29 protein-coding genes are annotated in these 25070 nt (G+C 41.3%); 23 read left to right on the top strand and 6 right to left on the bottom strand.

The annotated features are described in order from the left end of the window. Positions 1-71: 71 nt before the first annotated feature. Positions 72-506, bottom strand: a complete 435-nt coding sequence (locus A9Z07_RS11115; RefSeq protein ID WP_069578741.1) for a hypothetical protein — start codon at positions 504-506, stop codon at positions 72-74. Between the two features lie 248 nt (positions 507-754). Further along, complete coding sequence (locus A9Z07_RS11120) at positions 755-1531, bottom strand: SDR family oxidoreductase (protein WP_069578743.1); 777 nt, start codon at positions 1529-1531, stop codon at positions 755-757. A 100-nt stretch (positions 1532-1631) separates the two neighbouring features. Here A9Z07_RS11120 and mazG point away from each other — a divergent pair, with 100 nt between their 5' ends. From mazG to yjgA, 9 genes are all read left to right on the top strand, one after another. Next, on the top strand, positions 1632-2438 hold the full coding sequence (gene mazG, locus A9Z07_RS11125) for a nucleoside triphosphate pyrophosphohydrolase (protein ID WP_069578744.1): 807 nt from the start codon (positions 1632-1634) through the stop codon (positions 2436-2438). Beyond that, complete coding sequence (locus A9Z07_RS11130) at positions 2407-2835, top strand: helix-hairpin-helix domain-containing protein (RefSeq protein WP_047431719.1); 429 nt, start codon at positions 2407-2409, stop codon at positions 2833-2835. The genes mazG and A9Z07_RS11130 overlap by 32 nt, the downstream gene beginning before the upstream one ends. Before the next feature lie 140 nt (positions 2836-2975). Next, a complete protein-coding gene (pcnB, locus tag A9Z07_RS11135) occupies positions 2976-4430 on the top strand; it encodes a polynucleotide adenylyltransferase PcnB (RefSeq protein ID WP_069578746.1) in 1455 nt (484 codons plus the stop codon). Then, complete coding sequence (gene folK / locus A9Z07_RS11140) at positions 4427-4915, top strand: 2-amino-4-hydroxy-6-hydroxymethyldihydropteridine diphosphokinase (protein WP_069578748.1); 489 nt, start codon at positions 4427-4429, stop codon at positions 4913-4915. Before pcnB ends, folK begins: the two co-directional genes overlap by 4 nt. A 39-nt stretch (positions 4916-4954) precedes the next feature. Beyond that, positions 4955-5764, top strand: a complete 810-nt coding sequence (panB, locus tag A9Z07_RS11145; protein ID WP_004774685.1) for a 3-methyl-2-oxobutanoate hydroxymethyltransferase — start codon at positions 4955-4957, stop codon at positions 5762-5764. Positions 5765-5767: 3 nt separating this feature from the next. Next, positions 5768-6613 (top strand): pantoate--beta-alanine ligase, encoded by an 846-nt coding sequence (panC, locus tag A9Z07_RS11150; RefSeq protein ID WP_069578750.1) that lies wholly within the window; start codon positions 5768-5770, stop codon positions 6611-6613. A 20-nt stretch (positions 6614-6633) separates the two neighbouring features. Further along, a complete protein-coding gene (gene rapZ / locus A9Z07_RS11155; protein ID WP_069578751.1) occupies positions 6634-7485 on the top strand; it encodes an RNase adapter RapZ in 852 nt (283 codons plus the stop codon). Further along, positions 7482-7751 (top strand): HPr family phosphocarrier protein, encoded by a 270-nt coding sequence (locus A9Z07_RS11160; RefSeq protein WP_004774692.1) that lies wholly within the window; start codon positions 7482-7484, stop codon positions 7749-7751. The genes rapZ and A9Z07_RS11160 overlap by 4 nt, the downstream gene beginning before the upstream one ends. 2 nt (positions 7752-7753) lie before the next feature. After that, positions 7754-8287 (top strand): ribosome biogenesis factor YjgA, encoded by a 534-nt coding sequence (gene yjgA / locus A9Z07_RS11165; protein ID WP_004774694.1) that lies wholly within the window; start codon positions 7754-7756, stop codon positions 8285-8287. Positions 8288-8342: 55 nt separating this feature from the next. Here the strand turns inward: yjgA and A9Z07_RS11170 are convergent, their stop codons facing one another. Next, positions 8343-9986, bottom strand: a complete 1644-nt coding sequence (locus A9Z07_RS11170) for an acyl-CoA synthetase (RefSeq protein WP_069578753.1) — start codon at positions 9984-9986, stop codon at positions 8343-8345. A 263-nt stretch (positions 9987-10249) separates the two neighbouring features. Between A9Z07_RS11170 and thrS the strand changes: the two genes are divergently transcribed. The 7 genes from thrS (at position 10250) to A9Z07_RS11205 (ending at position 15855) form a co-directional block, all read left to right on the top strand. Next, positions 10250-12172 (top strand): threonine--tRNA ligase, encoded by a 1923-nt coding sequence (gene thrS / locus A9Z07_RS11175; RefSeq protein ID WP_004774698.1) that lies wholly within the window; start codon positions 10250-10252, stop codon positions 12170-12172. Between the two features lie 5 nt (positions 12173-12177). Beyond that, a complete protein-coding gene (infC, locus tag A9Z07_RS17645; protein ID WP_079281829.1) occupies positions 12178-12729 on the top strand; it encodes a translation initiation factor IF-3 in 552 nt (183 codons plus the stop codon). Between the two features lie 158 nt (positions 12730-12887). Further along, positions 12888-13208, top strand: a complete 321-nt coding sequence (locus A9Z07_RS11185) for a hypothetical protein (protein ID WP_047431736.1) — start codon at positions 12888-12890, stop codon at positions 13206-13208. Between the two features lie 126 nt (positions 13209-13334). Beyond that, positions 13335-13955, top strand: a complete 621-nt coding sequence (locus tag A9Z07_RS11190; RefSeq protein ID WP_005255090.1) for a glutathione S-transferase N-terminal domain-containing protein — start codon at positions 13335-13337, stop codon at positions 13953-13955. A 47-nt stretch (positions 13956-14002) separates the two neighbouring features. After that, positions 14003-14407: a hypothetical protein gene (locus tag A9Z07_RS11195; protein ID WP_069578757.1), complete on the top strand. Its 405-nt coding sequence runs from the start codon at positions 14003-14005 to the stop codon at positions 14405-14407. Between the two features lie 107 nt (positions 14408-14514). After that, positions 14515-15366: an arylamine N-acetyltransferase family protein gene (locus tag A9Z07_RS11200; protein WP_069578760.1), complete on the top strand. Its 852-nt coding sequence runs from the start codon at positions 14515-14517 to the stop codon at positions 15364-15366. Positions 15367-15429: 63 nt separating this feature from the next. Continuing rightward, positions 15430-15855, top strand: coding sequence for a YqaA family protein (locus A9Z07_RS11205; protein ID WP_004774708.1), 426 nt, complete (start codon positions 15430-15432; stop codon positions 15853-15855). A 35-nt stretch (positions 15856-15890) separates the two neighbouring features. On the opposite strand, the gene A9Z07_RS11210 is transcribed toward A9Z07_RS11205, so the two are convergent. Further along, the gene (locus A9Z07_RS11210) at positions 15891-17144 is read right to left on the bottom strand and encodes an MFS transporter (RefSeq protein WP_069578762.1); all 1254 of its coding nucleotides are present in this window, start codon (positions 17142-17144) and stop codon (positions 15891-15893) included. Positions 17145-17380: 236 nt separating this feature from the next. Here A9Z07_RS11210 and rpmI point away from each other — a divergent pair, with 236 nt between their 5' ends. Both rpmI and rplT read left to right on the top strand, forming a co-directional pair. After that, positions 17381-17575: a 50S ribosomal protein L35 gene (gene rpmI / locus A9Z07_RS11215; protein ID WP_004637967.1), complete on the top strand. Its 195-nt coding sequence runs from the start codon at positions 17381-17383 to the stop codon at positions 17573-17575. 11 nt (positions 17576-17586) lie between these two features. Further along, positions 17587-17946 carry a 50S ribosomal protein L20 gene (gene rplT / locus A9Z07_RS11220; protein ID WP_004655655.1) on the top strand — a complete coding sequence of 120 codons (360 nt, stop codon included), beginning with the start codon at positions 17587-17589 and terminating at the stop codon, positions 17944-17946. A gap of 40 nt (positions 17947-17986) precedes the next feature. Here rplT and A9Z07_RS11225 read toward each other — a convergent pair whose 3' ends face one another. Beyond that, positions 17987-19123, bottom strand: a complete 1137-nt coding sequence (locus A9Z07_RS11225) for a hypothetical protein (protein WP_069578764.1) — start codon at positions 19121-19123, stop codon at positions 17987-17989. Between the two features lie 72 nt (positions 19124-19195). Between A9Z07_RS11225 and A9Z07_RS11230 the strand changes: the two genes are divergently transcribed. Both A9Z07_RS11230 and A9Z07_RS11235 read left to right on the top strand, forming a co-directional pair. Further along, positions 19196-19573: a hypothetical protein gene (locus A9Z07_RS11230; RefSeq protein WP_069578765.1), complete on the top strand. Its 378-nt coding sequence runs from the start codon at positions 19196-19198 to the stop codon at positions 19571-19573. A gap of 106 nt (positions 19574-19679) precedes the next feature. Beyond that, positions 19680-19877 (top strand): hypothetical protein, encoded by a 198-nt coding sequence (locus tag A9Z07_RS11235; RefSeq protein WP_004774718.1) that lies wholly within the window; start codon positions 19680-19682, stop codon positions 19875-19877. Positions 19878-19928: 51 nt separating this feature from the next. On the opposite strand, the gene A9Z07_RS11240 is transcribed toward A9Z07_RS11235, so the two are convergent. Continuing rightward, positions 19929-20933 carry a hypothetical protein gene (locus A9Z07_RS11240; protein WP_069578767.1) on the bottom strand — a complete coding sequence of 335 codons (1005 nt, stop codon included), beginning with the start codon at positions 20931-20933 and terminating at the stop codon, positions 19929-19931. A 230-nt stretch (positions 20934-21163) separates the two neighbouring features. Between A9Z07_RS11240 and pheS the strand changes: the two genes are divergently transcribed. Genes pheS through A9Z07_RS11255 form a run of 3 tightly spaced genes read left to right on the top strand, consistent with a single transcriptional unit; the run spans position 21164 to position 24852 of the window. Further along, complete coding sequence (pheS, locus tag A9Z07_RS11245; RefSeq protein ID WP_005255074.1) at positions 21164-22144, top strand: phenylalanine--tRNA ligase subunit alpha; 981 nt, start codon at positions 21164-21166, stop codon at positions 22142-22144. Positions 22145-22177: 33 nt separating this feature from the next. Continuing rightward, positions 22178-24559: a phenylalanine--tRNA ligase subunit beta gene (pheT, locus tag A9Z07_RS11250; protein ID WP_069578768.1), complete on the top strand. Its 2382-nt coding sequence runs from the start codon at positions 22178-22180 to the stop codon at positions 24557-24559. Next, positions 24556-24852, top strand: coding sequence for an integration host factor subunit alpha (locus A9Z07_RS11255; RefSeq protein ID WP_000126166.1), 297 nt, complete (start codon positions 24556-24558; stop codon positions 24850-24852). Before pheT ends, A9Z07_RS11255 begins: the two co-directional genes overlap by 4 nt. The last annotated feature ends 218 nt before the right edge of the window (positions 24853-25070 follow it).

Below are 25070 nucleotides of genomic sequence, written 5' to 3' on the forward strand. Positions count from 1 at the left end.
CAATATTGCAGGTTTTATTTTTTATTATTAGAACCTATGTTGGGTTTTAATAATAATGTCTAATTTAGAAATTACATTTTGCACTTTTTACTTTTTTGATAAATAGTCATGTTATCAATATTGGTTTGTGCCTTTGTTTTAATCGCTTGTTGTAAAGTCAGGTTAGCCGCATCAGAAGTATCTTCTTCACCCGCAAGGTTATTGGCAATTTGACTCACTTTAGCCGCTTTCTCTGAATTACCTGCGAAAGTACTTAATGCACCACTTGCAAGACCAGCCCATTTACTCACTGCTTTACCCGGTGCTTGTGCATTTGCATTGATGTTTGCAATATTCTTGTCTGCTTCAGCAAGTTCGCGTTTAGCATTTGCTTGTTCAACAGAAAGATCAGCACAGCTCATTGCTTTTAATTCAGTGGTTGAAAATGGTTTATCTGTATATTCGCTTGCAGCAAAAGCTGAAAAAGAAAATGTTGCCGCTAAAGTTAAAACTAGTAATTTTTTCATTATTAAATCCCTCGAAAAGAAGGGTCGCATAATAATAAAAAAATACGATTAAGTTTTACCATTAAAAACCTTAATAATTGACAATCTGAATGTTTTTTAAGGTTTTTGGCGTTTTGTTGTGATTTTTAGGTGCTTTCTTGTTTTAAATGTGTGTTTAAAGTTGGGTTTTAATGTTGGCTTATTTATTTTTTTTATTTTAGTTTCTTTAAAAACCTTTGATATTTTTTATAATATCAAAGGCATTAAAGTTATTTTTTTCTTGATAATAATATATTGGTTATTCGATTTAAAAACTGTGGACTCAAATGAGAGAGCTGATACATGAGTTTAGTTTTCATCCCCACAGGGGTATGGGTTGCAAGCAGGGTATGATCTTTTTGTTGAGCCAGTTGTAAAACCTGTTGAGCAACATCTGAAGCTGTGAGGTTTACGCCCATATGTTGAATACTACCTGCATCCATATCTTTCACCATATTGGTTTGCACAAAGAGTGGCATGACATCCAGAACACGAATCTTGTATTTTTGCCACTCCACATCTAAGGCTTCAGTTAAACCTCGTACAGCAAACTTACTGGCAGAGTAGCAAGCCAAATCAGCCTGCCCATAAATCGCAGAGGCCGAAGATAAATTAATGACACGGGCAAAACGGGCCTGTTGTAGATGTGCTAAAGCGGCATGGCAGCCATTGAGTACACCTTTGATATTAATATCAATGATGCGATGGTGTGATTGGATCTCGGTGTTTTCGAATGCGCCCGAGTAAAGAATACCTGCATTGTTAACCAAAATATTCAATTGGCCAGCCCAAAGCGTAAATTCCTGTAGTGCAGTTTGCCATTGCTGATAGTCGCTGACATCCAGATAACCCGCTTTGGCATTCACACCCAGTTGTTGTGCCAGATGTTGAGCCTGTTCGGTATTGATGTCGTAGATTCCAACTTTGAAACCATGTTGGTAGAAGAGGCGAGCGATTTCAGCACCAATCCCTTGTGCAGCCCCGCTAATAAAAACACTATTTTGCATTGCTTTCCCTTGCTTTATATTGATATTTTGCGTGCCTGTATATTACGCACAAGCGTGTTTAAGCTGCAACAATTTGGCTGCATCTGGTTTGGAGATCATCATGGAAAAATTATTGGCAATCATGCAAGAGTTAAGAGAAAAATGCCCATGGGATCAACAACAAACACCTGAGAGTTTAACTCGTTATGCCATTGAAGAAGCATATGAAGTTGAGGATGCAATTCGTTCGGGTGATATCGATGAGATTCGTAATGAACTCGGTGATTTATTGCTGCAAGTGGTTTTTCAATCACAAATGTTTGATGAAAAAGGATTATTTAATTTTCAGGATGTTGTGAATGCGATCAGTGAAAAGTTAGTTCGCCGTCATCCGCATGTTTTTGAGGCAGAAAAATATCAAAATTTAACGCCTGAGCAAGTGAGTGAGTTATGGAAACAAATCAAACTGCAAGAAAAACAAGGTAAAGTACAATCGCGTCTTGATGAGGTGAAGCATGCACCTGCTTTAGTACAAGCGCATGAAATTCAAAAAAAAGCGGCACAACTGGGTTTCGATTTTGAAACGGTAGACGATGCTTATGCGAAGCTGGACGAAGAATTAGGGGAGTTACAGTACGCAATCAAGCATCAAAGCGCGGATGAGATCGAGGAAGAGTTTGGGGATTGTCTATTTTCATTAATCAATGTGGGGCGAAAGCTGGGGGTATCGAGTGAAGCATCGCTATTGGCGACCATTCATAAGTTTAGAAGCCGCTTTGCTTATATAGAACAACAGGCGCAACAACAACACAAAGACTTGCAAAAAATGAGTTTGGCAGAAATGGATGAACTCTGGGAGCAAGCCAAAATTCAATTAAAATCTGGGGAGGGGAACCATGATTTTTCGACAAGCGAGCAGCAAACATAGACTTTTTTTATGGATGATCTTGTGCGTGGGATGTATTTCACATCTCAACGCCCAACAGTTTGATCAGTCCTATCAACAATGGAAAGCTCAGCAGCAAGCACGTGACCAGCAGTTGGCGAATCAGGCCAACAATAATTATTATTTATCCCGACCTGCTTCCCAACAAAATATAAAACAGGTTTCATCTTCTCTTAATATTCAAGGCGATAAAATCAGTTTAAATCAGGCAAATTTACAGCAATTGCAGACACTGAATGGTGTTGGTGAGAAAAAAGCTCAGGCGATTATGGAATATCGTCAAAAGAATGGTGGCTTTAAAAGTGTAGATGAGCTGATGAATATCAAGGGAATCGGGCCAAAATTGTTTGAAAAAAACAAAGCAAGGCTGATGTTATAAGCTCAGAATTGTAATAATGTGATGGAATAGGCAGACTGATCTGTTGAAACTTCCAACAGAATAAATTGCCCTTTGTGTGTGTTAGAGCTATGATTAGCGACAAATTGTTATTTACGTCCTGACGTAGGAGACAGTGTCTTTTGCAAACTTTGCGTGCGTCAAAATGTGGTTTGTCCACAACTCAACTTCCTTCCTCAATTCTAGATGTGATTGATAGTCTGACTAAAGCAGGCTACGAGGCATATATTGTGGGCGGTGGTGTTCGAGATATGATGTTAGGTCTTAATCCAAAGGATTTTGACGCGGTTACTAATGCTACACCAGCTCAGGTGAAAGAAGTTTTTGGTCGACGTTGCCGAATTATCGGACGACGTTTTGAGTTAGCACATGTGTATTCTGGTCGTGAACTGATTGAAGTCGCGACATTCCGTGCCCCGCCGAAAAAAGCAGTCACCAGTGCCTCTGGTATGATTCTTCGTGATAATAACTGGGGAACGATTGAGCAAGACTTTGCTCGTCGAGATTTTTCCATCAATACCTTGTATTACCAGCCACGGAAAGGCATCGTACTTGATTTCTGTCATGCGGTAGATGACATCAAGACGCGTACTTTACGTTTTCTTGGTGAACCTGCACAGCGTTTTGAAGAAGATCCTGTACGTATGTTACGTGCATTGCGTTTTGCTGCAAAATTAAACTTCCAGATTGATCAATCCATTCTCGATATTTTTAGTGCTGAAATGACGCAATTATTGCGTGATGTTTCACCACATCGTTTATATGATGAATCACAAAAACTGTTCACCATGGGGCATTTGACGCGTGTCTTGCCAATGTTGATCGAGTTTGGTGTATGGAAACAGCTTTTCGCCGAAATCCCGCCGAATATTACCGCTTTTATTGAGCGTGCTGCACGAAATACCGATCAGCGTATTCAAGTGGGTAAAACCATCAATCCAGCATTTTTCTATGCGGTATTGTTATGGAAACCATTTTTAGAACGTTGTGACTACTATTTGAATAAAGGTGTTGTACCAGCAGAAGCGCGTGCACAAGCTGGACTTGATGTGTTGAAACGTCAGGCCACTCGTACCATTATTCCTCGTTTTGCTGAAACATTTATCCGTGAAGTTTGGGAAATGCAGACGCGTTTGCTGAATCCAAAACCACAACAGATTGAGGCTTTGGCAGGGCATGCCCGTTTCCGTGCAGGCTTTGACTTCTTGCTGTTACGTGAAAAATCAGGCGACAGTAGTACAGAAGGCATGGGCACTTGGTGGGAAACCTATCAGGAAATGACCACTGACCAAAAAGAAGCGGCAATTCGTCAGTACAATCGTCAGCGCAGCAAGACACGTCGTAAGGCGGTTGAAGCAGATGAGCCGAAGACGACTGAAATTGAGCCTTTGGTCAATGTACCTGAGCCAAGAAGTCGTCGTGGCAAAAAAGAACGTGTCAGAGCTGATGAGTCAGCGAGTCGTTTTATTGAAAAAGCGGCAAGTAACTCAGGACAGGTTCATGCGGATCATCCGATTCTTAAGCGTAAACGTGTACAACGTGACTTAAGCCAAGTGGTTTTTGGGCCAACACAATGACGATTCGTACCTATATCGGTCTTGGCAGTAATTTAGGCGATTCGCAGCAGATTCTGAGTGAAGCTGTTGCGAAGCTGGCAACGCTCGGTGCTGTACAGGTTTCTCGACTTTATCAAAGTCCACCGATGGGGCCACAAGATCAGCCCAATTATCTCAACGCAGTTGTTCAACTGGATACCGACCTTGCACCGCTTACTCTGTTAGATCAATTACAACAATTTGAGCAAGAAGCAGGACGTGTCCGTTTACGACGCTGGGGTGAGCGGACGCTTGATCTGGATTTGCTGATCTATGGTCAGGAACAGATCCAGAATGAACGTTTAACGGTGCCACATATTGGTATTTTAGAGCGTGATTTCGTCGTTATTCCCTTATTAGATTTAGATGCTCATTTACAATTAAATGGTCATTCTTTAAAAGATTTAGAACTGGTACAGCAAGCAAACTTGACTGTAATAGCAGACCAGTCTTGGGCAACCGTCTAAGACTGTTTCGTTCTGGAAACGCCTGTAGAGGACATCATCATGATTAGTCTAAGTGACTTAAGAAAGTTTAAAGCCGAAGGACGCAAGTTCTCATGTCTTACTTGTTACGATGCAAGTATGGCTAAAGGGATGGAGTTGGCTGAAATTGATACGATTTTAATCGGTGACTCTCTTGGAATGGCGATTCAAGGCAGAGATTCTACACTTCCTGTCACAGTGGAAGACATGGCTTACCATACTGCTGCTGTACGTCGTGGTAATGCACATGCCCTGATTATGACGGATCTGCCATTTATGAGCTATGCAACGCTTGAAGATGGTTTGAAAAATGCAAAAACTGTCATGCAAGCTGGCGCACAAATGGTCAAGATCGAAGGTGGCGCTTGGCTGAGCGAACTGGTTACTGTATTGACTCGTAATGGTATTCCTGTGTGTGTACATTTAGGCTTAACGCCACAATCTGTACATGTATTAGGTGGCTATAAGCTGCAAGCAAAAACACGCGAAGCAGCGGATCAGTTGATTGCAGATTGTCAGGCCGTGGTTGATGCTGGTGCAGCGGTGTTATTACTTGAATGTGTTCCTGCACAATTGGGTAAAGAAATTGCAGAATTGTTCCCGAATACACCAGTGATCGGGATTGGTGCGGGTAATGAAACGGATGGTCAGGTATTGGTCGTTCAGGACATGCTTGGTCTGACCTTTGGTCGTGTTGCACGTTTCGTACGTAATTTCATGAAAGAGCAAGCTGGTGAAACTGCAATCGTAGATGCGTTTAAATCGTATCATGCTGCCGTTCAGGATCAGTCTTTCCCAGCCAAAGAACATACTTTTCAGGTTGAGCTTTAATTCATGAAAACTGAAACAACGATACAAGGCTTAACTGCGTCACTTTCTCCTGCACGTAGTTCAAAAAAACTGATTGGTTTTGTACCGACCATGGGCAATCTGCATGAAGGTCATTTGACTTTGGTGCGTGCTGCCAAAAAAATCTGTGATGTGGTGGTGGTGAGTATTTTCGTTAATCCCATCCAGTTTGGTGCTGGTGAAGATTTCGAAAGTTATCCACGTACGCTGGAACAAGATAGCCGTTTATTGGCAGATGCGGACTGCGACATTATTTTTGCGCCAACGGTTGAGCAAATGTATGGCACTCAGCCACGTCTGACCAATATCAGTGTGGGCGAGATTACCGATGACCTATGTGGAAAGTCACGTCCGGGTCATTTCGACGGTGTCGCAGTTGTGGTGACCAAGCTGTTCAATATCGTACAGCCTGATTTCGCATTCTTTGGTCAAAAGGACTACCAGCAATTGGCAGTGATTCGCCAGTTAGTCCAAGACTTGAATATGCCACTCGAAGTGATTGGCGTGCCGATTGTACGGGCTGAAGATGGTTTGGCGTTAAGTTCTCGTAATGGTTATTTAACTGAAGAGCAACGGGCAATTGCACCAACCATTTATCAATCGCTCAAACAGGCTGAACAGCAGTTGCATGAAGGGCAGGCGCTTAATCAAGTGTTAGCAAATATCTCTGCTCAATTGACACAAGCTGGTTTTGTTGTGGATTATGTGGAAGCTCGTCAGACCAACCTGCAACCGATTGCGCAATTTGATCAGAATCTTGTTCTTTTTGTTGCTGCAAAACTGGGTGCAACCCGTTTGATTGATAACCTACAAGTTGATTTTAAAACATAAAAAATGAAGGGCAAAATGCCATGAAGCGTATTCTTATCGTGACAGGACAATCAGGCTCAGGCAAATCATCTGCATTACAAGTGCTTGAAGACTTGGGCTATTATTGTATAGATAACTTACCTTTGGCATTATTGCCTGAAATTGTGGCAAAACTGGATCACGAGAATAATCTTGAACAGTTGGCACTGGGCGTAGACATCCGTAGTACCCGTGCTGATATGCAAGAGTTTGATCATGTGTTTGAGCAATTACAACGCCATGGTTCGGTTGATATCATTTATCTGACCACGCAGGATCAGGATTTGATTGCACGTTTTAGTGCATCACGTCGTCCGCATCCGTTGGCTAGTCGCTTCAATAGCCTGTTGCAATGTATTCACGAAGAGAAACAACTGCTCATCCCGATCCAGTTCCGTTCCACAGTGCATATTGATACCACGGATAAAAGTGTCCATGATTTAAAACATATCCTATTGTCTAAACTGGGACAGTCGGATAACTTAATTGTAATTTTACAGTCTTTTGGCTATAAGCACGGTATTCCACTCGATGCGGATTATGTATTTGACGTACGACATTTACCAAATCCACATTGGGACTTAGAATTACGCCGTTTTTCAGGTTTAGATGAACCTGTGCGCCGCTTTTTGGAAGGCAGTCAACAAACCAATGAAATGTTTGAAGATATTTATGGTTTTCTAAATAAGTGGTTACCTGCTTTTGCCGAAGGACATCGCCATTACATGACCATTTCTGTGGGATGTACGGGCGGGCAGCATCGTTCGGTTTATATCGTGGATAGACTCAAACAGGCCCTTGAGGCAAAATGGGCTGTCCAAATCTTACATAGAGAAATGAAGCACTGGTCATGATAGACACAACAATTGATGTAATTAATAAACTCGGCTTACACGCTCGCGCATCTGGTAAACTGATTGAAGTGACGACAAAATTTCGTTCTTCTATCCAGATTGGTAAGGGCGATAAGTTAGTTGATGCAAAAAATATTATGTCATTGTTGATGTTGGGTGCAGGTAAAGGCACCACATTAAGACTGGTGATTGATGGTGCCGATGAAGAAAAGGCACTGGAAGAAATTCAAACGCTGTTCGCAGCAAAATTTTACGAGGCAGAGTAATAGTGGCACGTGGTCCCCAACGTTATACAGATGAAGATTTTGAGTCATTAGAAGGGCGTGCGAGTCGAACTGAGCAAAAAAAAGCCGTCCAGCGCATGGCCGCTTTGGGTGAGCAGTTGGCTCAACTCAATCCAAAGCAGATTCAAAAACTTCCTGTCGATGAGCGTTTAATTGATGCTTTGCTTGAAGTGCAGAGAATTAGCTCATTTGAAGCGCGTCGTCGTCAGTTCCAACGCGTTGGTAAGTTATTGCGTAATGAAGATGAGAGCACGATTTTATCTTATCTCACACCGCAACAAGGCGCTAAAAAACAAATGCAGTTGATGCGTTGGGTTGATCGTATGATTGATCAAGGTGACCCAATCATCAATGAGTTTAGTAAAGTGTTTAACGCTTCTGAACGCCATACTTTGCGTCAGCATGTATTACGTATTCATCGAGATATGAAGCAGCAAGTGAGTGAGGAAGAGCTGGAAGCCTCGAAACGTAAGTTCGTCAATTATGTTCAGCAGGTTGCGCTGTTATCTGAGCAATAAGGCTTAAAAATAAAAAAAGAAGTTTCCTCGGAAACTTCTTTTTTTATCTCTTGTATTAATTTCCGAACTCGCCATTGGCTCTTTGTTTTGCCCATTCTCTTAAAATAAATTTCTGTAATTTTCCTGTCGAGGTTTTTGGAATCTCTGTGATCACCACATCTTTCGGAACTTTAAAACGCGCCAGTTCTTGCTGACAATGCGCAATGATGTCTTCCGGTGAGGCAGTTGCTCCTTGTTTAAGTTCAATAAATGCACAAGGAACTTCTTGCCAGCGTTCATCTGGTTTCGCCACAACCGCGGCAGTCAGTACAGCGGGATGACGATACAGCACATCTTCAACTTCTAAGGATGAAATATTTTCGCCTCCTGAAATAATAATATCCTTTGAACGATCTGTAATCTTGGCATAGCCGTCGGGATGGCTGACCGCCAAATCGCCTGTATGGAACCAGCCACCTTTAAATGCTTCCTGAGTCGCTTCGGGATTTTTTAAATAACCTTTCATGACAATGTTGCCACGGAACATAATCTCGCCCATGGTTTGTCCATCATTGGGTACAGGTTGCATGGTTTCTGGATCAAGTACCCGCATACTGTCCTGTAAGGGATAAGGTACGCCTTGCCGTGAATGCAGTTGTGCTTGTTCCTGAATGGATAAATCACTCCAGCCTGCTTGTGAGGCACATAGGGCAGAGGGACCATAGGTTTCAGTCAGGCCATAAACGTGATTTACATTGATGCCGATATGATGCATACCTTCAATAATCGCAACTGGTGGGGCAGCACCCGCAACCATCACTTCGACATGATGATCAAATGAAGTTCGTTGTTCTGTTGGGGCATTGATTAGCATGGACAGCACAATCGGTGCGCCACAGAAGTAATCAACCTTATATTCTGCAATATATTTAAAAACCAGTTTGGGATCGACGCGACGCAAGCAAATATTGGTACCGCCACTGGCCGCAATAGACCATGCAAAACACCAGCCATTGCAATGGAATAGAGGAAGTGTCCAGAGATAAACCGCCCGTGGTTTCATTCCGCATGCCAGAATATTACTGGCTGCATTGAGATAAGCACCACGGTGGTGATAGACCACGCCTTTAGGATTGCCGGTCGTACCAGAAGTATAGTTAAGACTAATCGCATCCCATTCATCTTGTGGTAGTAACCATTCAAACTCAGGATGGCCTTGAGCAATCCATGACTCATATTCATATTGTCCAATGGCAATCTGCTCACCTTCAAATTCGGAATCAAATACGTCAATGACCACGATCTCTTGAGGTACTAGTTTGAGTGCTTCTACTGCGACCTCACGGAATTCGGGATCAACCAGCAGCACTTTGGATTCAGCATGTTCCAGCATAAAAGCGATGGTTTTGGCATCAAGACGCGTATTTAAGGTGTTGAGTACAGCACCTGCCATTGGCACAGCAAAATGTGCTTCGATCATGGCTGGAATATTGGGAAGTAACACTGAAACGGTATCGTTTTTTTGAATACCCAGATTTGCCAGTTGATGAGCGAACTGACGGCAGCGTTGATAGGTTTGTTGCCATGTGATTTGACGTTCGCCATGAATAATTGCAGCTTGATCGGGGTAAATATAAGCGGCACGCTCTAAATAACGTAGCGGGGATAAGGCAACAAAATTTGCGGGTGTTCGTGGTAATTCGTCGTATGCACTCACCATGTGTATTGCTCCATTTCTGTTCTTTTCATTCATTACTAAACTATTCTGTCGTCGAGTCTAAATCATTTAGGCTTTAGTCGGAGGTGAATCGTAAGAGATATCGGGTTTTTCTGGTTCAGAGGTTTCATCCATAGCTAAACCCGTGTAAAATCTTGGATACTTTTTTATCCGCCGTTTTTTATCTTTTGAGGCCTCGCCTCAATACATAATCTCGCGGTGATATGCTCCTTCGTATAGGGCATCACTCCTTAAGGATTTTTTATATGCCAATCATTACTTTACCAAATGGTGATCAGAAACAGTTTGATCAGCCAATTTCCGTGATGGAACTTGCTCAAAGCATTGGTCCGGGTCTTGCAAAAAATACAGTTGCTGGCCGTATCAATGATCGCTTGGTGGATGCTTGTGATTTAATCACAGAAGATGCGACAGTTCAGATTATTACCCCGAAAGATGAAGAAGGTTTAGAAATCATTCGTCACTCTTGTGCGCATCTGGTCGGACATGCGGTTAAGCAGTTGTTCCCGGAAGCGAAAATGGTGATCGGTCCTGTGATCGAAGAAGGTTTCTACTACGACATCTGGATGCCACGTCCATTTACGCTGGACGATATGGCTGCGATCGAAGAGCGCATGAAAAAGCTTATCGATCAGGATTATGATGTCATCAAAAAGATGACACCTCGTGAAGATGTGATTGCAGAATTCACAGCACGTGGCGAAGAATACAAGTTACGCTTGATTGCAGACATGCCGAATGAAACACAAATGGGCTTGTACTACCATCAAGATTATTTAGATATGTGTCGTGGTCCACACGTACCTAATACTAAATTCTTAAAATCATTCAAGCTCACTAAAATCTCTGGTGCATACTGGCGTGGTGATGCGAAAAATGAACAATTACAACGTATTTATGGCACGGCTTGGGCTGACAAAAAACAGTTAGCGGCTTATATCAAACGTATTGAAGAAGCTGAAAAGCGTGATCACCGTAAAATTGGTAAAGCGCTAGACTTGTTCCACATGCAAGAAGAAGCACCAGGTATGGTGTTCTGGCATCCGAACGGCTGGACGATTTATCAAGTGCTTGAACAATACATGCGTAAAGTTCAGCAAGAGAATGGTTATCAGGAAATCAAGACACCGCAAATCGTAGACTTTACGCTTTGGGAAAAGTCTGGTCATGCGGCAAACTACGCTGAAAACATGTTTACGACCCATTCTGAAAGTCGTAACTATGCAGTGAAGCCGATGAACTGCCCATGTCACGTACAGGTATTTAACCAAGGTTTGAAATCTTACCGTGACTTACCAATCCGTTTAGCTGAGTTTGGTTCTTGTCACCGTAACGAGCCATCAGGTTCTTTACACGGTATTATGCGTGTTCGTGGCTTTACCCAAGATGACGCACATATTTTCTGTACCAAAGAACAGATTGGTAAAGAAGTTGCAGATTTCATTAAGCTGACTTTAGACGTTTATAAAGACTTTGGTTTCGAAGATGTACAAATGAAGCTCTCTACACGTCCAGAAAAACGTGTGGGTGATGATGCACTTTGGGATCTGGCTGAAAAATCTTTGGCAGATGCGCTTGATGATGCTGGCTTGGCATGGGACTTGCAACCTGGTGAAGGTGCGTTCTATGGTCCGAAAATTGAATTTTCATTGAAAGACTGCTTAGGCCGTATCTGGCAGTGCGGTACCATTCAATGTGACTTCAACTTGCCAATCCGTTTAGATGCTTCTTATGTTACAGAAGACAATGAGCGTGACCAACCTGTTATGCTTCATCGTGCAATTCTTGGCAGTTTTGAGCGTTTTATTGGTATACTAATTGAACACTATGCGGGTTTCATGCCACCGTGGCTTACACCAATTCAAGCGTGTGTCATGAACATTACTGATTCACAAGCAGAAGCAAGTGAACAAGTGGTCGCAAAACTCAAAGAAAATGGCCTTCGTGCTATTTCTGACTTGAGAAATGAAAAAATCGGATTTAAGATTCGTGAGCGTACCCTAGAGCGTATTCCTTACCTTCTAGTTCTCGGTGACCGAGAAGTTGAAGAAGGTACAGTTAATGTGCGTACTCGCTCAGGAAAAAATTTAGGTACTATGTCAGTAGATGCATTTATTGACTTAGTGAAATCTGCCGTTGCCGAACGTGGCCGGTACATTGTGGAGTAATAAAGATTAAACAGCCTGACCGTAACCAACAACAAGGTGCTAAAAGTAACCGTCCTGCAATCAACGATGAGATCCGTGCGAAAGAAGTACGCCTCGTCGCTGCAGATGGGGAGCAAAAAGGTGTTGTTTCATTAAATGAAGCATTACGTGCTGCAGAAGAAGCCAATCTTGACCTTGTTGAGATTGTTGCTAATGCAGAACCGCCTGTTTGTAAAATCATGGACTACAACAAGCACTTATTTGACTTGAAACAAAAGCAAAAAGATGCGAAGAAAAAACAGCATCAAGTGCAAGTGAAAGAAATCAAGTTACGTCCTGCGACGGATGTAGGTGATTATCAGGTAAAATTGCGTGCAATTTTACGTTTCCTTGAAGAAGGGAACAAAGTGAAAATTACCTTGCGTTTCCGTGGTCGTGAGATGGCACATCAACAGCTTGGTCTTGCTCAATTACAAAAAATTGAAGCTGACGTTGCTGAGTTTGGTGTTGTTGAACAAGCTCCGAAGATGGAAGGCCGTCAGATGGGCATGTTACTTGGTCCGAAAAAGAAAAAGTAATTTTTTCTTGATAAAAAAGCACCGCAACAGGCGGTGCTTTTTTATGTCTAAATCAGGCAATGGTTTGTTAAAAATGTGCTAAATCTAATGTCTAAGAATAAAAACAGGCTATGATAAGATTACTTGATAAATACACAATTTAAAAACTGGAAAAATTCATGTCTACAATTAAAGGTACTCAAGAACTCTCTGAAATTAATCAAAAAGTTGTGCAAGAAGGAGAAGTTCTACCACAAGTTAAATTGAAAGATGGCAGTCGTGTACAAACAGGTACCGTTGCGACCATGCTACACAATATTAATCTTTATAATGCTGGAGTGCGTGGGGCTGTTGAAGAAGAATTAGCCTTAGCTGTCCCAACGTTATTTAAGGTGGGCATGTTTGATTTATTCTCTGTAGAAGAGTGGATTAATGGCACAAATGCTGGGCGTAAATTTGTCGGTGAAAAAGCTAGAGAATTTCAGGAAAAGCACAAATAATTTTACCGATATTTAGTTTAAAAACATGGTGCTATTGTATCTTTTCGTGCCTATTTGCTGATCAATATAGGCGAAGTGTGCTATAACGCAACAACAGTCAAGATAACGATCAACAGGACAACATAAATGATTGACTTATACTACTGGGGCACACCCAATGGACATAAAATAACAATTGCTTTAGAAGAAATGCAACTTGAGTATCAAATTTTCCCTATCAATATTCTTGAGAATGACCAGTTCCAGCCTGACTTTTTGAGAATCTCCCCTAATAATAAAATTCCTGCGATTGTTGATCAGAATGGGCCAAGAGGCGAACCGATTTCAGTGTTTGAGTCGGGTGCGATCCTGCAATATTTAGGTAGAAAAACGGGCTTATTCTACCCAACTGATGAGCAGGAACGGGTTGAGGTTGAGCAGTGGCTGATGTGGCAGATGGGCGGTTTCGGGCCAATGTTGGGACAAAACCATCATTTCAATAAATTTGCTGCCGAACGCATTCCTTACGCAATTGATCGTTATGTCAATGAAACCAAACGTCTCTATGGTGTCTTAAACAAACAGTTGATTGGTCAGAAGTTTGTGGCAGGCGAATATTCAATTGCAGATATGGCGATCTTACCGTGGGCATTGCGTTATGAATGGCAGGGCATTCAGCTTGAAGATTACCCATACGTAAAAGATTATATTGAACGTCTCACGGCCCGTCCTGCGATACAGAAAGCCTTGTCGATCAAGGTTGGATAAGGCTATTGGCTGAGCAGCAGTACTATTTAAAACATTGGATAATTGCGATGGGATTGTTGCTGTTGACAGCAATCCTTTGCGCTCAGCTGCAAACGCTCTATTTAGACAGTCATTTAGCAGGTCTAGTTTTTGTTTTCATTACCATTCTAGGACTTTTCTTTTCTACACTTTTTTCTTGGTTACAGCGAGAAACCAAAAACTCATATTTGAGCACGTGGTTTTTTACTGGCTTTTTAAGCCTCTCATTAGTTTTATGTAGTTATCTTGACCATAAGGTATCCATAGATTTAGCGGTAGTTTCAAATGAAGAAATTCAATTAAGCCTGTATCAAAAAATTGTAAGTTCTGATTTTACATTCTGGATATTATTCCTTTTTCCATTTCTTTTTTCACTTTTACATTTTTCTATTCGATCTAAAAAATTGAAGACGAAATATAAATCATTGGTGTAATTTCCCTGTTAGCCGTATAAGCGAAGCTATTTTATAATTGTGTAATTTTTCATCTTGTCTTGGCATGATCAGGTTACGATGATTTAAGCCCATCAAAAATAAAGATCATGCAATCAACAATTTCAACGGACTATTTAAACAAACTTGGCTTTGAAGATGGTTTCTCACCTACTTTGGCTCATCTAAAAACCTTATTAAGCCTTCATGTTCAGGCGATTCCTTTTGGCAATTTTTCTTCTTTCTTGGGAAGGGAAGTCTCATTAGCGTCTGATCAACTTGCTCAAAAGTTATTAAGAAATGATCAAGGGGGGTATTGTTTAGAACATAGTACCTTAACCAGACTCGCGTTAACTGAACTGGGGTATGATGCTTATAACGTACTGGGACGGGTGTATTATCAGGGGACACCTATCAGTACGCCTGTACGTACTCATTTAGTGACACTGGTTCGTATTGATCAGCAACTCTTTTTATATGATCCTGGTTTTGGTGGTATGACACCGACGAGTATCTTGTCGATGAATCGCATTGGTGAGACTCAAACGACCCCATTAGAATCCTTTAGGTTTGTGGAAGTGGCTCAAAGTGGTTTAAGTGGTGAGGTGCTGATAGGAATGAAATACATGTTGCAGGTCTGTATTCATAATGAATGGATAAATGTCTATGCCATTGATCCAGAGCAACAGATTGCACATGCGGATGCACAGGTCGCAAACTGGTTTATTTCGACCTCTCCAGAATCCTTATTTACCCAGCACTTAATGTTATCTACTGCCAATAACGAAATGCGGATTACATTAAAAGATCGGGTCTTAAGAACGCATGGCAAAAGGGGCTCTAATAAAAAAGAGTTCACCAATTTTGACGAGTTTGAACACACCATTAAGACCGTTTTTCAAATGAATATTCATGATGAACAATTACAGGCTGCTTGGGAAAAACTGGCACGGACTCAATAATTTCAGGTTAAATTGCTATAGATTGATATACTTTGATCGATATTGAGTGATCCCTTTAAATTGATGTCTTATTTTTTATTATTTCTCTCGGCTTTTGGTGCAGCGACGTTATTACCTTTACAGTCAGAAGCGGTATTAATGACCTTGCTGGTACAAGGTTTATCCAATCCTTTTTATCTAATTTTGGTTGCGACCATTGGTAATGTCTTGGGTTCCTGTGTGAACTGGTGGCTCGGCCTAAAAATCGAACATTTTAAAGATAAAAAATGGTTTCCTGTTTCTGAGCAGCGCTTACAACAGGCTCAGCAGATTTATCATAAATATGGCTTTTATTCACTGTTATTGAGTTGGACCCCCGTGATTGGTGATCCGATTACCCTGATTGCAGGCTTGATGAAAGAGAACTTTTGGCGATTCTTGGTGATTGTCACAATCGCCAAAGGTGGGCGTTATTTAACCTTATATGCTTTATATCTCGGCATTTTTTAAAAATAAGGAGGAAGAACAAATTCTTCCTCTCAGGTCTATTGATCTGAACCTTTGGTAATATCGACCTTGAATAAGTCACTGGTTTTAAACCAGCAGTAACTCACCACGGCAAGAGTCATACAACCTCCGAAAATGGTGGCTGTGATGGTACCGAGATATTTGGCTGCCAGACCTGATTCAAATGCGCCCAATTCATTACTTGAAGACACGAACATTCCATTTACCGCAGCCACTCGGCCACGCATATTTTCAGGTGGGAAAATTTGCAGCACAGTTTGACGGACGACAACCGAAACACTGTCACAGGCACCTGTCATTGCGAGAGCAAACAGGGAAAGCCATATATGGTTTGAGAAGGCGAACAGAATAGTGAAAATACCGAAACCTGCCACAGCCAACAGCATATTACGCCAAGCATGATGCATTGGTGGGAACTTGGTCAGGACAATCATGGTGATCAAGGCACCAATTGAAGGGGCAGCACGTAGATAACCTAAGCCTTCAGGCCCAACTTTTAAGATTTCCTCGGCAAAAATCGGCAATAGTGCAATTACACCGCCAAACAGTACAGAAACCAGATCGAGTGAAATCGCCCATAATACAATCTTGGTTTTCCAGATAAAGCGGAAGCCATCGGTCAGGCTTTGTAGCACATTTTCGGTTTCCATTTTCGGAAATGTTCGCTTCTCTAGGCAATTAATTAAAATGAAGCAAACGGCCAGTAATGCAGATACTGCAAAGAGACTGGTTTCACGCCCCAAAAACGCCAGCATAAAACCACCGAGCATGGGGCCAATGATGACACCACTTTGCCAGCCAATCGTGGTCCATGTTGCGCCATTGGCATACAGTTCACGTGGAATCAAAAAAGGCTTGAGCGATGTTGCGGAAGGATTGTAAAAGCCTCGAATCGTACCTAAGGCAAAAATGACCGCATAAATGCCCCAAGAGAGGGTTGTTGTGCCAATTTTTTCTAAGCCATGTAAATGGAATAAACCCCAAAGCACTAAGGGTAATGGAATAGAAAAGAATAAACAGACTTTCATGATGCTTTGTTTATTCAGCTTATCTGCAAAATAGCCGCCCCACAAAGACAAGGTAATAAAAGGTATCGCCTCTGCCAGCCCAATAAAGCCGAGTGTGAGTGGATCACGGGTAATTTGATACAGTGAATAGGCAACGATAATTTCCTGAATCAGGATTGCCAGTGTTAAGCAGAACTGATTAACAGTCACGATAGAGAAATCCCGATACCGCAAGGCGGCGAAAGCATCATTCTGTATATTCATATGGATGGGTATTTAAGAATTTGACTCTATTATAGGCGCTGATTTTGTGTATGTTTCTCATAATTTGAGAATTAATTATGGAAAATAACGTTTGGGGAAAACACGTCTATTTCTATCAAAAAATGAGCATTTTACTTTTGTTTTAGCGATAGATGCTATATCATACTGCCTTCCTTACCTGCAGGTCGATTTGCAATAGTGCAAACGTGCCGAACAGGTGCCCAAAAGAGGTTACTATGGCTAAGTTAAAAACTCGCCGTGGTGCAGCTAAACGCTTTAAAGCGACTGCAAACGGTTTCAAGCGCAAACAAGCATTCAAGCGCCACATTTTGACCAAAAAATCTGCTAAGCGTATCCGTCAATTGCGCGGTTGTGTAATGGTTCACGTAAGTGACGTTGCATCAGTTCGTGCTATGTGCCCATACATCTAAGGAGATTATAAATGGCTCGTGTAAAACGTGGTGTAGTGGCTCATCGTCGTCACAAAAAAATTCTTGCTCGCGCTAAAGGTTACTATGGTGCTCGTTCACGCGTTTATCGCGTAGCGTTCCAAGCGGTAATCAAAGCTGGTCAATACGCATACCGTGACCGCCGTCAAAAGAAACGTCAATTCCGTGCTTTATGGATTGCGCGTATCAATGCTGGTGCTCGTCAAAACGGTTTATCATACAGCCGTATGATCGATGGCTTGAAAAAAGCTCAAGTGATCATCGACCGTCGCGTATTAGCTGACATCGCTATGCATGATGCAATTGCATTTGCTGCTTTAGCTGAAAAAGCTAAAGGCGCATTAGCTGCATAAGCTTAGAGATTCAAAGAAGGCCGCTTTTTAGCGGTCTTTTTTATTTCCTTCCTATAATTATAAGTACAGACAAGATTGTGGTAATAATTAATAAAAACTTAGCAAATTCATATTTCTGAACCAATAAAAATAGACCATATAATATTATTAGGAGTATTGCTAAGACGATAAGTAGAGTGGTTAGTGCTCGCCAACCAGAAATAGTTTCAGGTTCTGGCGAAGTGGTATTTTCGATAACTGATGAATCTTGCAAACCAGATTCTTTTTTACTTAATATTATTTCTTTTTCTAACTCATTTTGAGTTTTTACCGAGATATAAGATGCTTGATAACTATTAGCAGTATGGCAAATAAGTTGGACAAATTGTTGACCAATTGATTCCTCATAGAGATTAAATTTATTAATTTCTTCCAAATCAAAGTTGTGATATTTAGACATTTCATTACGTGGATGTTTAAAACCTTGAAGATGAATTTTTAAAGTTTCGAACTGTTGAAGCAGGGTGAATGCAAGATTATTTTGTGAAGAGGGATTCTCTAGCAATGGAAAAGTACATCCTTCTTCTTCGTGGGGGTAAAGATGTAAGTTGTTTGTGAATGAAATATCATAGGTTCCATAAAATTGATAAGGTGCAGAACGAATAAGCTCTTGAGTTTCTTTATAGAAATTTTCCCAATTCAGACCGTTATTAAATATTCTAATTTTTTTGTTTTGTTCTAAATTTAGAGGAATAAGAGTAAACAACATATAGTTCCACTCGTCTTGGGTGGATAGGGTGCCCCAAAACTCTCTAGGATCGCCTATAGGTTGGATATTTTTTACAATCTCTCTTTCTATTTTTATTAATGCGATATTGGTATGTCTTAGATTGAAGACTAATACTGGATAATTATTTATTTCAAATAAAAATTTAGATTGAGTTTTTTCAAATTCAGGAAAAAGTAGAGTAAAAGGATAAAGTGAACAATCGTAGGCACCTTGATGGAATAGATCAAATATTAAAGCATCAATAGAGTCATAAATAAGTGAGCAATCATCTAAATCTCTCACCATAAAAATATCGTGATTACGAATGCTCCAATGATGACGAGCGGCATGATAAGAAATGAGGCCTTTAAAAAACTGCTGAGCATTATGTTGTAAACCTAATATAAACTTCCAGTAATTCTCGGTCATGATTTTATAAATACTATTATTGATGAGAAGTTAAGTTGATAATCATAGCTGAAATTATCTATGGATTAAAACGTGCGCAGACAATATCACTTTAGACAAGTGGGTCAAGATACTCATATTTGGGATGTACATCATCTGGTTGATCTAACCAAAACTTTTGTGATTAAGAAAGTTGCACTTGCTGATATTCGAGAACTCAACGAAGCTTATTGGTTTCCAAATCAATCTCCGACGACACAGCAAATCATTGAACATTTTCAATTGGTTGAAGCTGCTGATCTGAGTTATCCCATTATTTTGTGTGCTGAAGGTCGGGTGATGGACGGTATGCATCGTGTTGCCAAAGCAAGTTTATTGGGACATGGCGATATTCTTGCTGTGCAATTCGCACAAACGCCAGAACCAGATTTTATCAATGTGGATGAAGATGAACTGGATTATGATGAATAAACCAATCTTTTGATTTAATTAGAGATTACATAACCCAAACATGTTGCAATAGACTTTTCTCCCTGAATCTTTTTACAGTAAAGAAAACAAGATTGGGATAAAAAATATGCGAGTGAGTGTAGAAGGTTTAGAACAAGGCGCGATTGAAACAGAATTAAGTATCTTGCCAAGAAAGGGCGAAACCATTCGGATCTTTTATGGCCCCGATGCGGAAGTGGAGGGTGAAATTGAAAATATCCATCACATTGTCAATCAGCATGATGGGGGGCATAAAATCATTATCAAAATCAGGCCGACTTTTTAGATTAAACAGAAAACCTAGATGAAGTGATCTAGGTTTTTATTTAGCCCGTTGTTATAAACCGAAATAATACGCACAAACACAGATGATAATGGTGAGGAGAATTAATTTAATCACGCCTGAAGCGCCAACTTTGTGGTGCTGTTGGGTTGGGTTACGTTGTTGTGGAATTTCCATGGTTCGATCAATGATTTCTGGTTCCTCTGCCGTTAGTTGCGCCGTTTGGTAATGATTGGCGGTTTTCACAATCAGTTTCGCAAATAGGTCATCTGCTTTTTGCAAAAAGTTACGTAGGTTAATCTGCTCCTCAGGACTGAGCAATTCGCCGGTCGCAGTGTAAGGGTGTTTCTTTTGCTGTTCTAAATGATTCACTAATGCTTGGGTGCGATGTAATAAGCGGTGCGCACAGTCAGCTGGATAGTCTGTTGGGATCAAGGCCAGTTGCTGACTGGAGAGGTCGTCTGGATCGACTTCATAACCATAGAAAGGAAAATCCTGTTGTTCAGGTTCTATAAAATTGTCCGCATATTTGCTGTCAAACAGTTCTCTTTCCAGAAAAATAGCAACTTCATTCCAATTCACTTTTTTTAGATCGGCATCGATTTTCTTGGCAAATTTATCATTTAATTCGTAACGCCAAAGATCTTCTTGGCGTAGTGCTGATTGCTGAGAAGCGGGCGCTTGAAATTCACTATCGCTATTGTCCCATTCGGCAAGCTCATGTCCACAAATCCAAGCCGTTTTTTTGTTGCCTTGATGGCTTACGATAAAATGTGCAAAGGGAAGCAGTTCGACATTGGCATTGGGATTCTGCTCATCATTGAGTACGCTGGATAAATGCAGGCTCAGTTTTTTTACGCCTTGTTTTTTTAAACCTTCAAGCCAGATCTGGAAATGTTGAGCCAGTAGATGCTGAGAAAGTAAATCTCTGAAGATCAGACGATTCTGATCAAAAACTGGATGTTCGATCCAGCGACTAAAATTAAGATTTCCCGCAAGGTATTCATTGCCATAGGTGACAAGGGTAAGCTGCTGTTTCCAGATTTGATCAAGCGCCATCGTTGTTATTTCTCATTGACGATATCGGTATCTTATCCATTTTATTCAATTATTGAGCATTTTTTTCAAAAAATTAATGGATCTCTTTCATTCTTCTATTGTTTTACACCCAAGTTTATGCAGAAAAACTAGATGATTTAAAGCTTGGTTTCGCTTCATAAAATAGGTAAAAAGCTGATAAACTATAGCGTTTTCTTATATTTCTATATTTTGTTGCTTTGAGAGTTACTATGTCACTGGAAGCCCTGACCACTGAAGCGCTTGCTGCCATTGCAGCGGCTCAAGACCTTGCTGCACTCGATCAAGTACGTGTGCAATTTACAGGGAAAAAGAGCCAGCTTGCAGAGCAGTCGAAAGCACTTGGAAAAATGGATCCTGAAGAACGAAAAGTACAAGGTGCTGCCATCCATGCTGTTCGTGAAGCAATCAATGCAGCTTTGACCGAGCGTCAACAGTCATTACAACAAGCTGAACTTGCGAAGAAACTGGCAAGTGAAACCATTGATATTACTTTGCCAGGTCGCGGTCAGCGCATGGGAAGTATTCATCCTGTTACTCAAGTACAAGAGCGTATTTGCCAATTTTTTACCAAGGCGGGATTTCAGGTTGCGCATGGTCCTGAGGTTGAAGATGACTATCACAACTTCGAAGCCTTAAATATTCCGGGACATCACCCGGCGCGTGCCATGCACGATACCTTCTATTTTGATGCGACACATTTATTGCGTACGCATACTTCGGGTGTCCAAATCCGTACTATGGAAACCAGCCAGCCACCGATTCGTATTGTGTGCCCAGGCCGTGTTTATCGTTGTGACTCGGATCAAACACATTCACCGATGTTCCATCAGATCGAAGGTTTATATGTTGCAGAGAACACCAGCTTTGCCGAGTTAAAAGGGTTATTGATTAACTTGCTCAATGAATTCTTTGAAAAAGATTTGAAAGTACGTTTCCGTCCGTCTTACTTCCCATTCACAGAGCCAAGTGCAGAAGTGGATATCATGGATGAACGTGGTCGTTGGTTAGAGGTTTTAGGTTGTGGCATGGTGCATCCCAATGTACTTCGTGCTGCAGGTATTGATCCTGATAAATACAAAGGCTTTGCTTTTGGTTTAGGGGTAGAGCGTTTTGCAATGTTGCGTTATGGCATCAATGATTTGCGTATGTTCTATCAAAATGATGTGCGTTTCTTACGCCAGTTTGCCTAAGCATTTTTTCAGGATTAGATAAGGTTTATACAAATGAAAATTAGTGAAAATTGGTTACGCACGTGGGTGAACCCAGCCATTGATAGCGATACATTGTCTGATCAATTAACCATGCTCGGTTTGGAAGTTGATGATTTGGCGCCTGTGGCAAAACCATTTACAGGTGTGGTTGTGGGTGAAGTACTCACCGTTGAACAGCACCCAGATGCAGATCGGTTACGTGTGACCACTGTGAATATTGGTTCTGGTGAGCCATTACAAATCGTTTGTGGTGCACCAAATGTACGTGTGGGTATGAAAGCGCCTGTTGCAACAGTGGGTGCGGTATTGCCTGGTGACTTTAAAATTAAAAAAGGCAAACTGCGTGGTGTTGAATCACATGGCATGTTGTGCGGCGCTTCTGAAATTGATTTAGAAGATAAGATTGACGGTTTATTGGAATTACCCACTGATGCACCAGTTGGGATCAATATCCGTGAATATTTAAAACTTGATGACAACGTGATTGATATCAGTATTACGCCAAACCGCGGTGACTGTTTTAGTATCCGTGGTATTGCACGTGAAATTGCAGTGATCAATCAGTTAACGATGAATGAGCCTGAGATTCAGTCTGTTCCTGCAACTATTACTGATGAAAAAGCAGTGACCATCACGACTGAAGGTACGCCACGTTACTTGGGGCGTATTGTTAAAAATGTAAATGTTAAAGCAGCAACACCAGATTGGATGGAGCAAGCATTAGCACGTTCAGGTATCCGTACCCATAGCATTCTGGTTGATATTACTAACTACGTATTGCTTGAGTTAGGTCAACCTATGCATGCTTTTGATTTGGCGAAAATCGAAGGTTCAATTCACGTTCGACAAGCGCAGCCTAAAGAAAAATTAGTGTTGCTTAATGATCAGGAAGTTGAGCTGCAAGATGACATGATGGTCATTGCTGATGATCAAAAAGCATTAGCCATCGCAGGTATCATGGGCGGTTTGGCATCATCTGTCACCGATGATACGCAAGATATTTTCCTTGAAAGTGCATTCTTTGCGCCTTTAGCCATTGCTGGTCGTGCGCGCCGTTTTGGCTTGCATACGGATTCATCTCAACGTTATGAACGTGGCGTCGATTTTGAATTGCCAATGATTGCAATGCATCGTGCTTCTGAATTGATTCAAGCATTTGCTGGTGGTGAGTTTGGCCCAATCACAGTGGCTGAACAAGCGACTTTATTGCCAAAACGTGAAGCGATTGTGTTGAAACAAGCGCAAGTTGATCAGTTACTTGGATACCAAGTAGCGGGTAATTTTATTGCTGATGCATTAACACGCCTTGGTTGTGTGGTTACCGCAATCGCTGAAGGCGAGTGGAGTGTTGTTCCTCCTTCGCATCGTTATGATATGGCGATTTATCAAGACTTGATTGAAGAAGTTGTACGTATCGACGGTTATGACAATATTCAAATCAGTTTGCCAAAAATTGATGTGAAATTAGAAAAATACCAAGACCGCTTTGAGGTTGCACAATTACGTCAAACGATTACAACATTAGGCTATCAAGAAGCTATCAGCTTTAGCTTTGCTGATGCAAAACTTGAAAAGCAGTTGAATCCAGCAGTACAGCCATTGATGTTGGCGAATCCAATTTCAAGTGACTTGGCTGCGATGCGTAGTACCTTGTTATCAAGCTTGATTCCTTGTGTACAGTACAACTTAAACCGTCAACAGCAACGTGTACGTTTCTTTGAACTCGGTTTACGTTTTGATTATCAGAATGCACAAAGTATTCATGACCTTAAGCAAATTCCAACGCTGGCGTTGATTGCTGTAGGTTCACGTACACCAGAATCTTGGCATGCAAAACCTCAGGCCATGGATTTCTTTGACTTTAAAGGTGAGGTTGAAGAGATTCTAGCAGCAGGTCGTATTGCTGTTGAGTTTGTTCGTACCGAGCGTGCATGGTTACATCCAGGTCAATCTGCGGAAATTTTGGTAGATGGACAGTCGATTGGTTATCTCGGTCGTTTACATCCATCTTTGGAAAATGAACTAGATTTGGGCATAACTTGGGTTGCAGAGCTGGATCAGCAGGCTGTTTTGCAATCTTATGTATCTAATTTTACAGAATTATCACGTTTTCCATCAGTTAGACGTGATATTGCGCTTTTAATCTCTGATAATATTGAGGTAAGAGATATTCAGCGGTTAATTGAGCAAACTGGTGGAGAGTTACTCGACTCGACATGGTTGTTCGATGTGTATACGGGCCAAGGAGTTGAACAAGGCAAACGCTCTCTCGCTTTTGCAGTGTTATGGCAACATCCAACTCGTACGCTTGAAGATGCTGAAATTAAATCTGGTATGGATAACATTATTCAAGTGTTGGAAGACACTTACCAAGCGACATTGAGGGCCTCATGACAGCATTAACAAAAGCAGATATGGCGGACCATTTAAGTGAGCTTACTAGCTTAAATCGCCGCGAAGCAAAACAAATGGTCGAGTTATTTTTTGACGAAATCAGCCAAGCACTGATTGCGGGTGAGCAAGTCAAACTTTCTGGGTTCGGTAATTTTGAGTTGCGTGACAAACGTGAACGTCCAGGACGTAATCCTAAGACAGGTGAAGAGATTCCAATCTCTGCCCGTCGCGTGGTAACGTTCCGAGCGGGTCAGAAATTTAGACAGCGTGTTGGAAATGAGCAGATCGATTGATCTGCTTTTTTTATATTTTATTTTGATTGAATTCTAAATAATTGAGACATAAAAAAAGAGAACCGAAAGGCTCTCTTTTTTTTGATAATCTAAAAATTAGATTATTTAGCAGCAGAAGCTGGTGCAGCAACTTCAGAAGCAGCAGCAACTGGAGCAGAAGCAGCAGCAGCGGCAGCAGTAGTAGCTTCAGAAGCAGCAGTAGTAGCTTCAGAAGCAGC

Source organism: Acinetobacter sp. YK3 (assembly GCF_001729365.1).
GTDB lineage: Bacteria > Pseudomonadota > Gammaproteobacteria > Pseudomonadales > Moraxellaceae > Acinetobacter > Acinetobacter vivianii.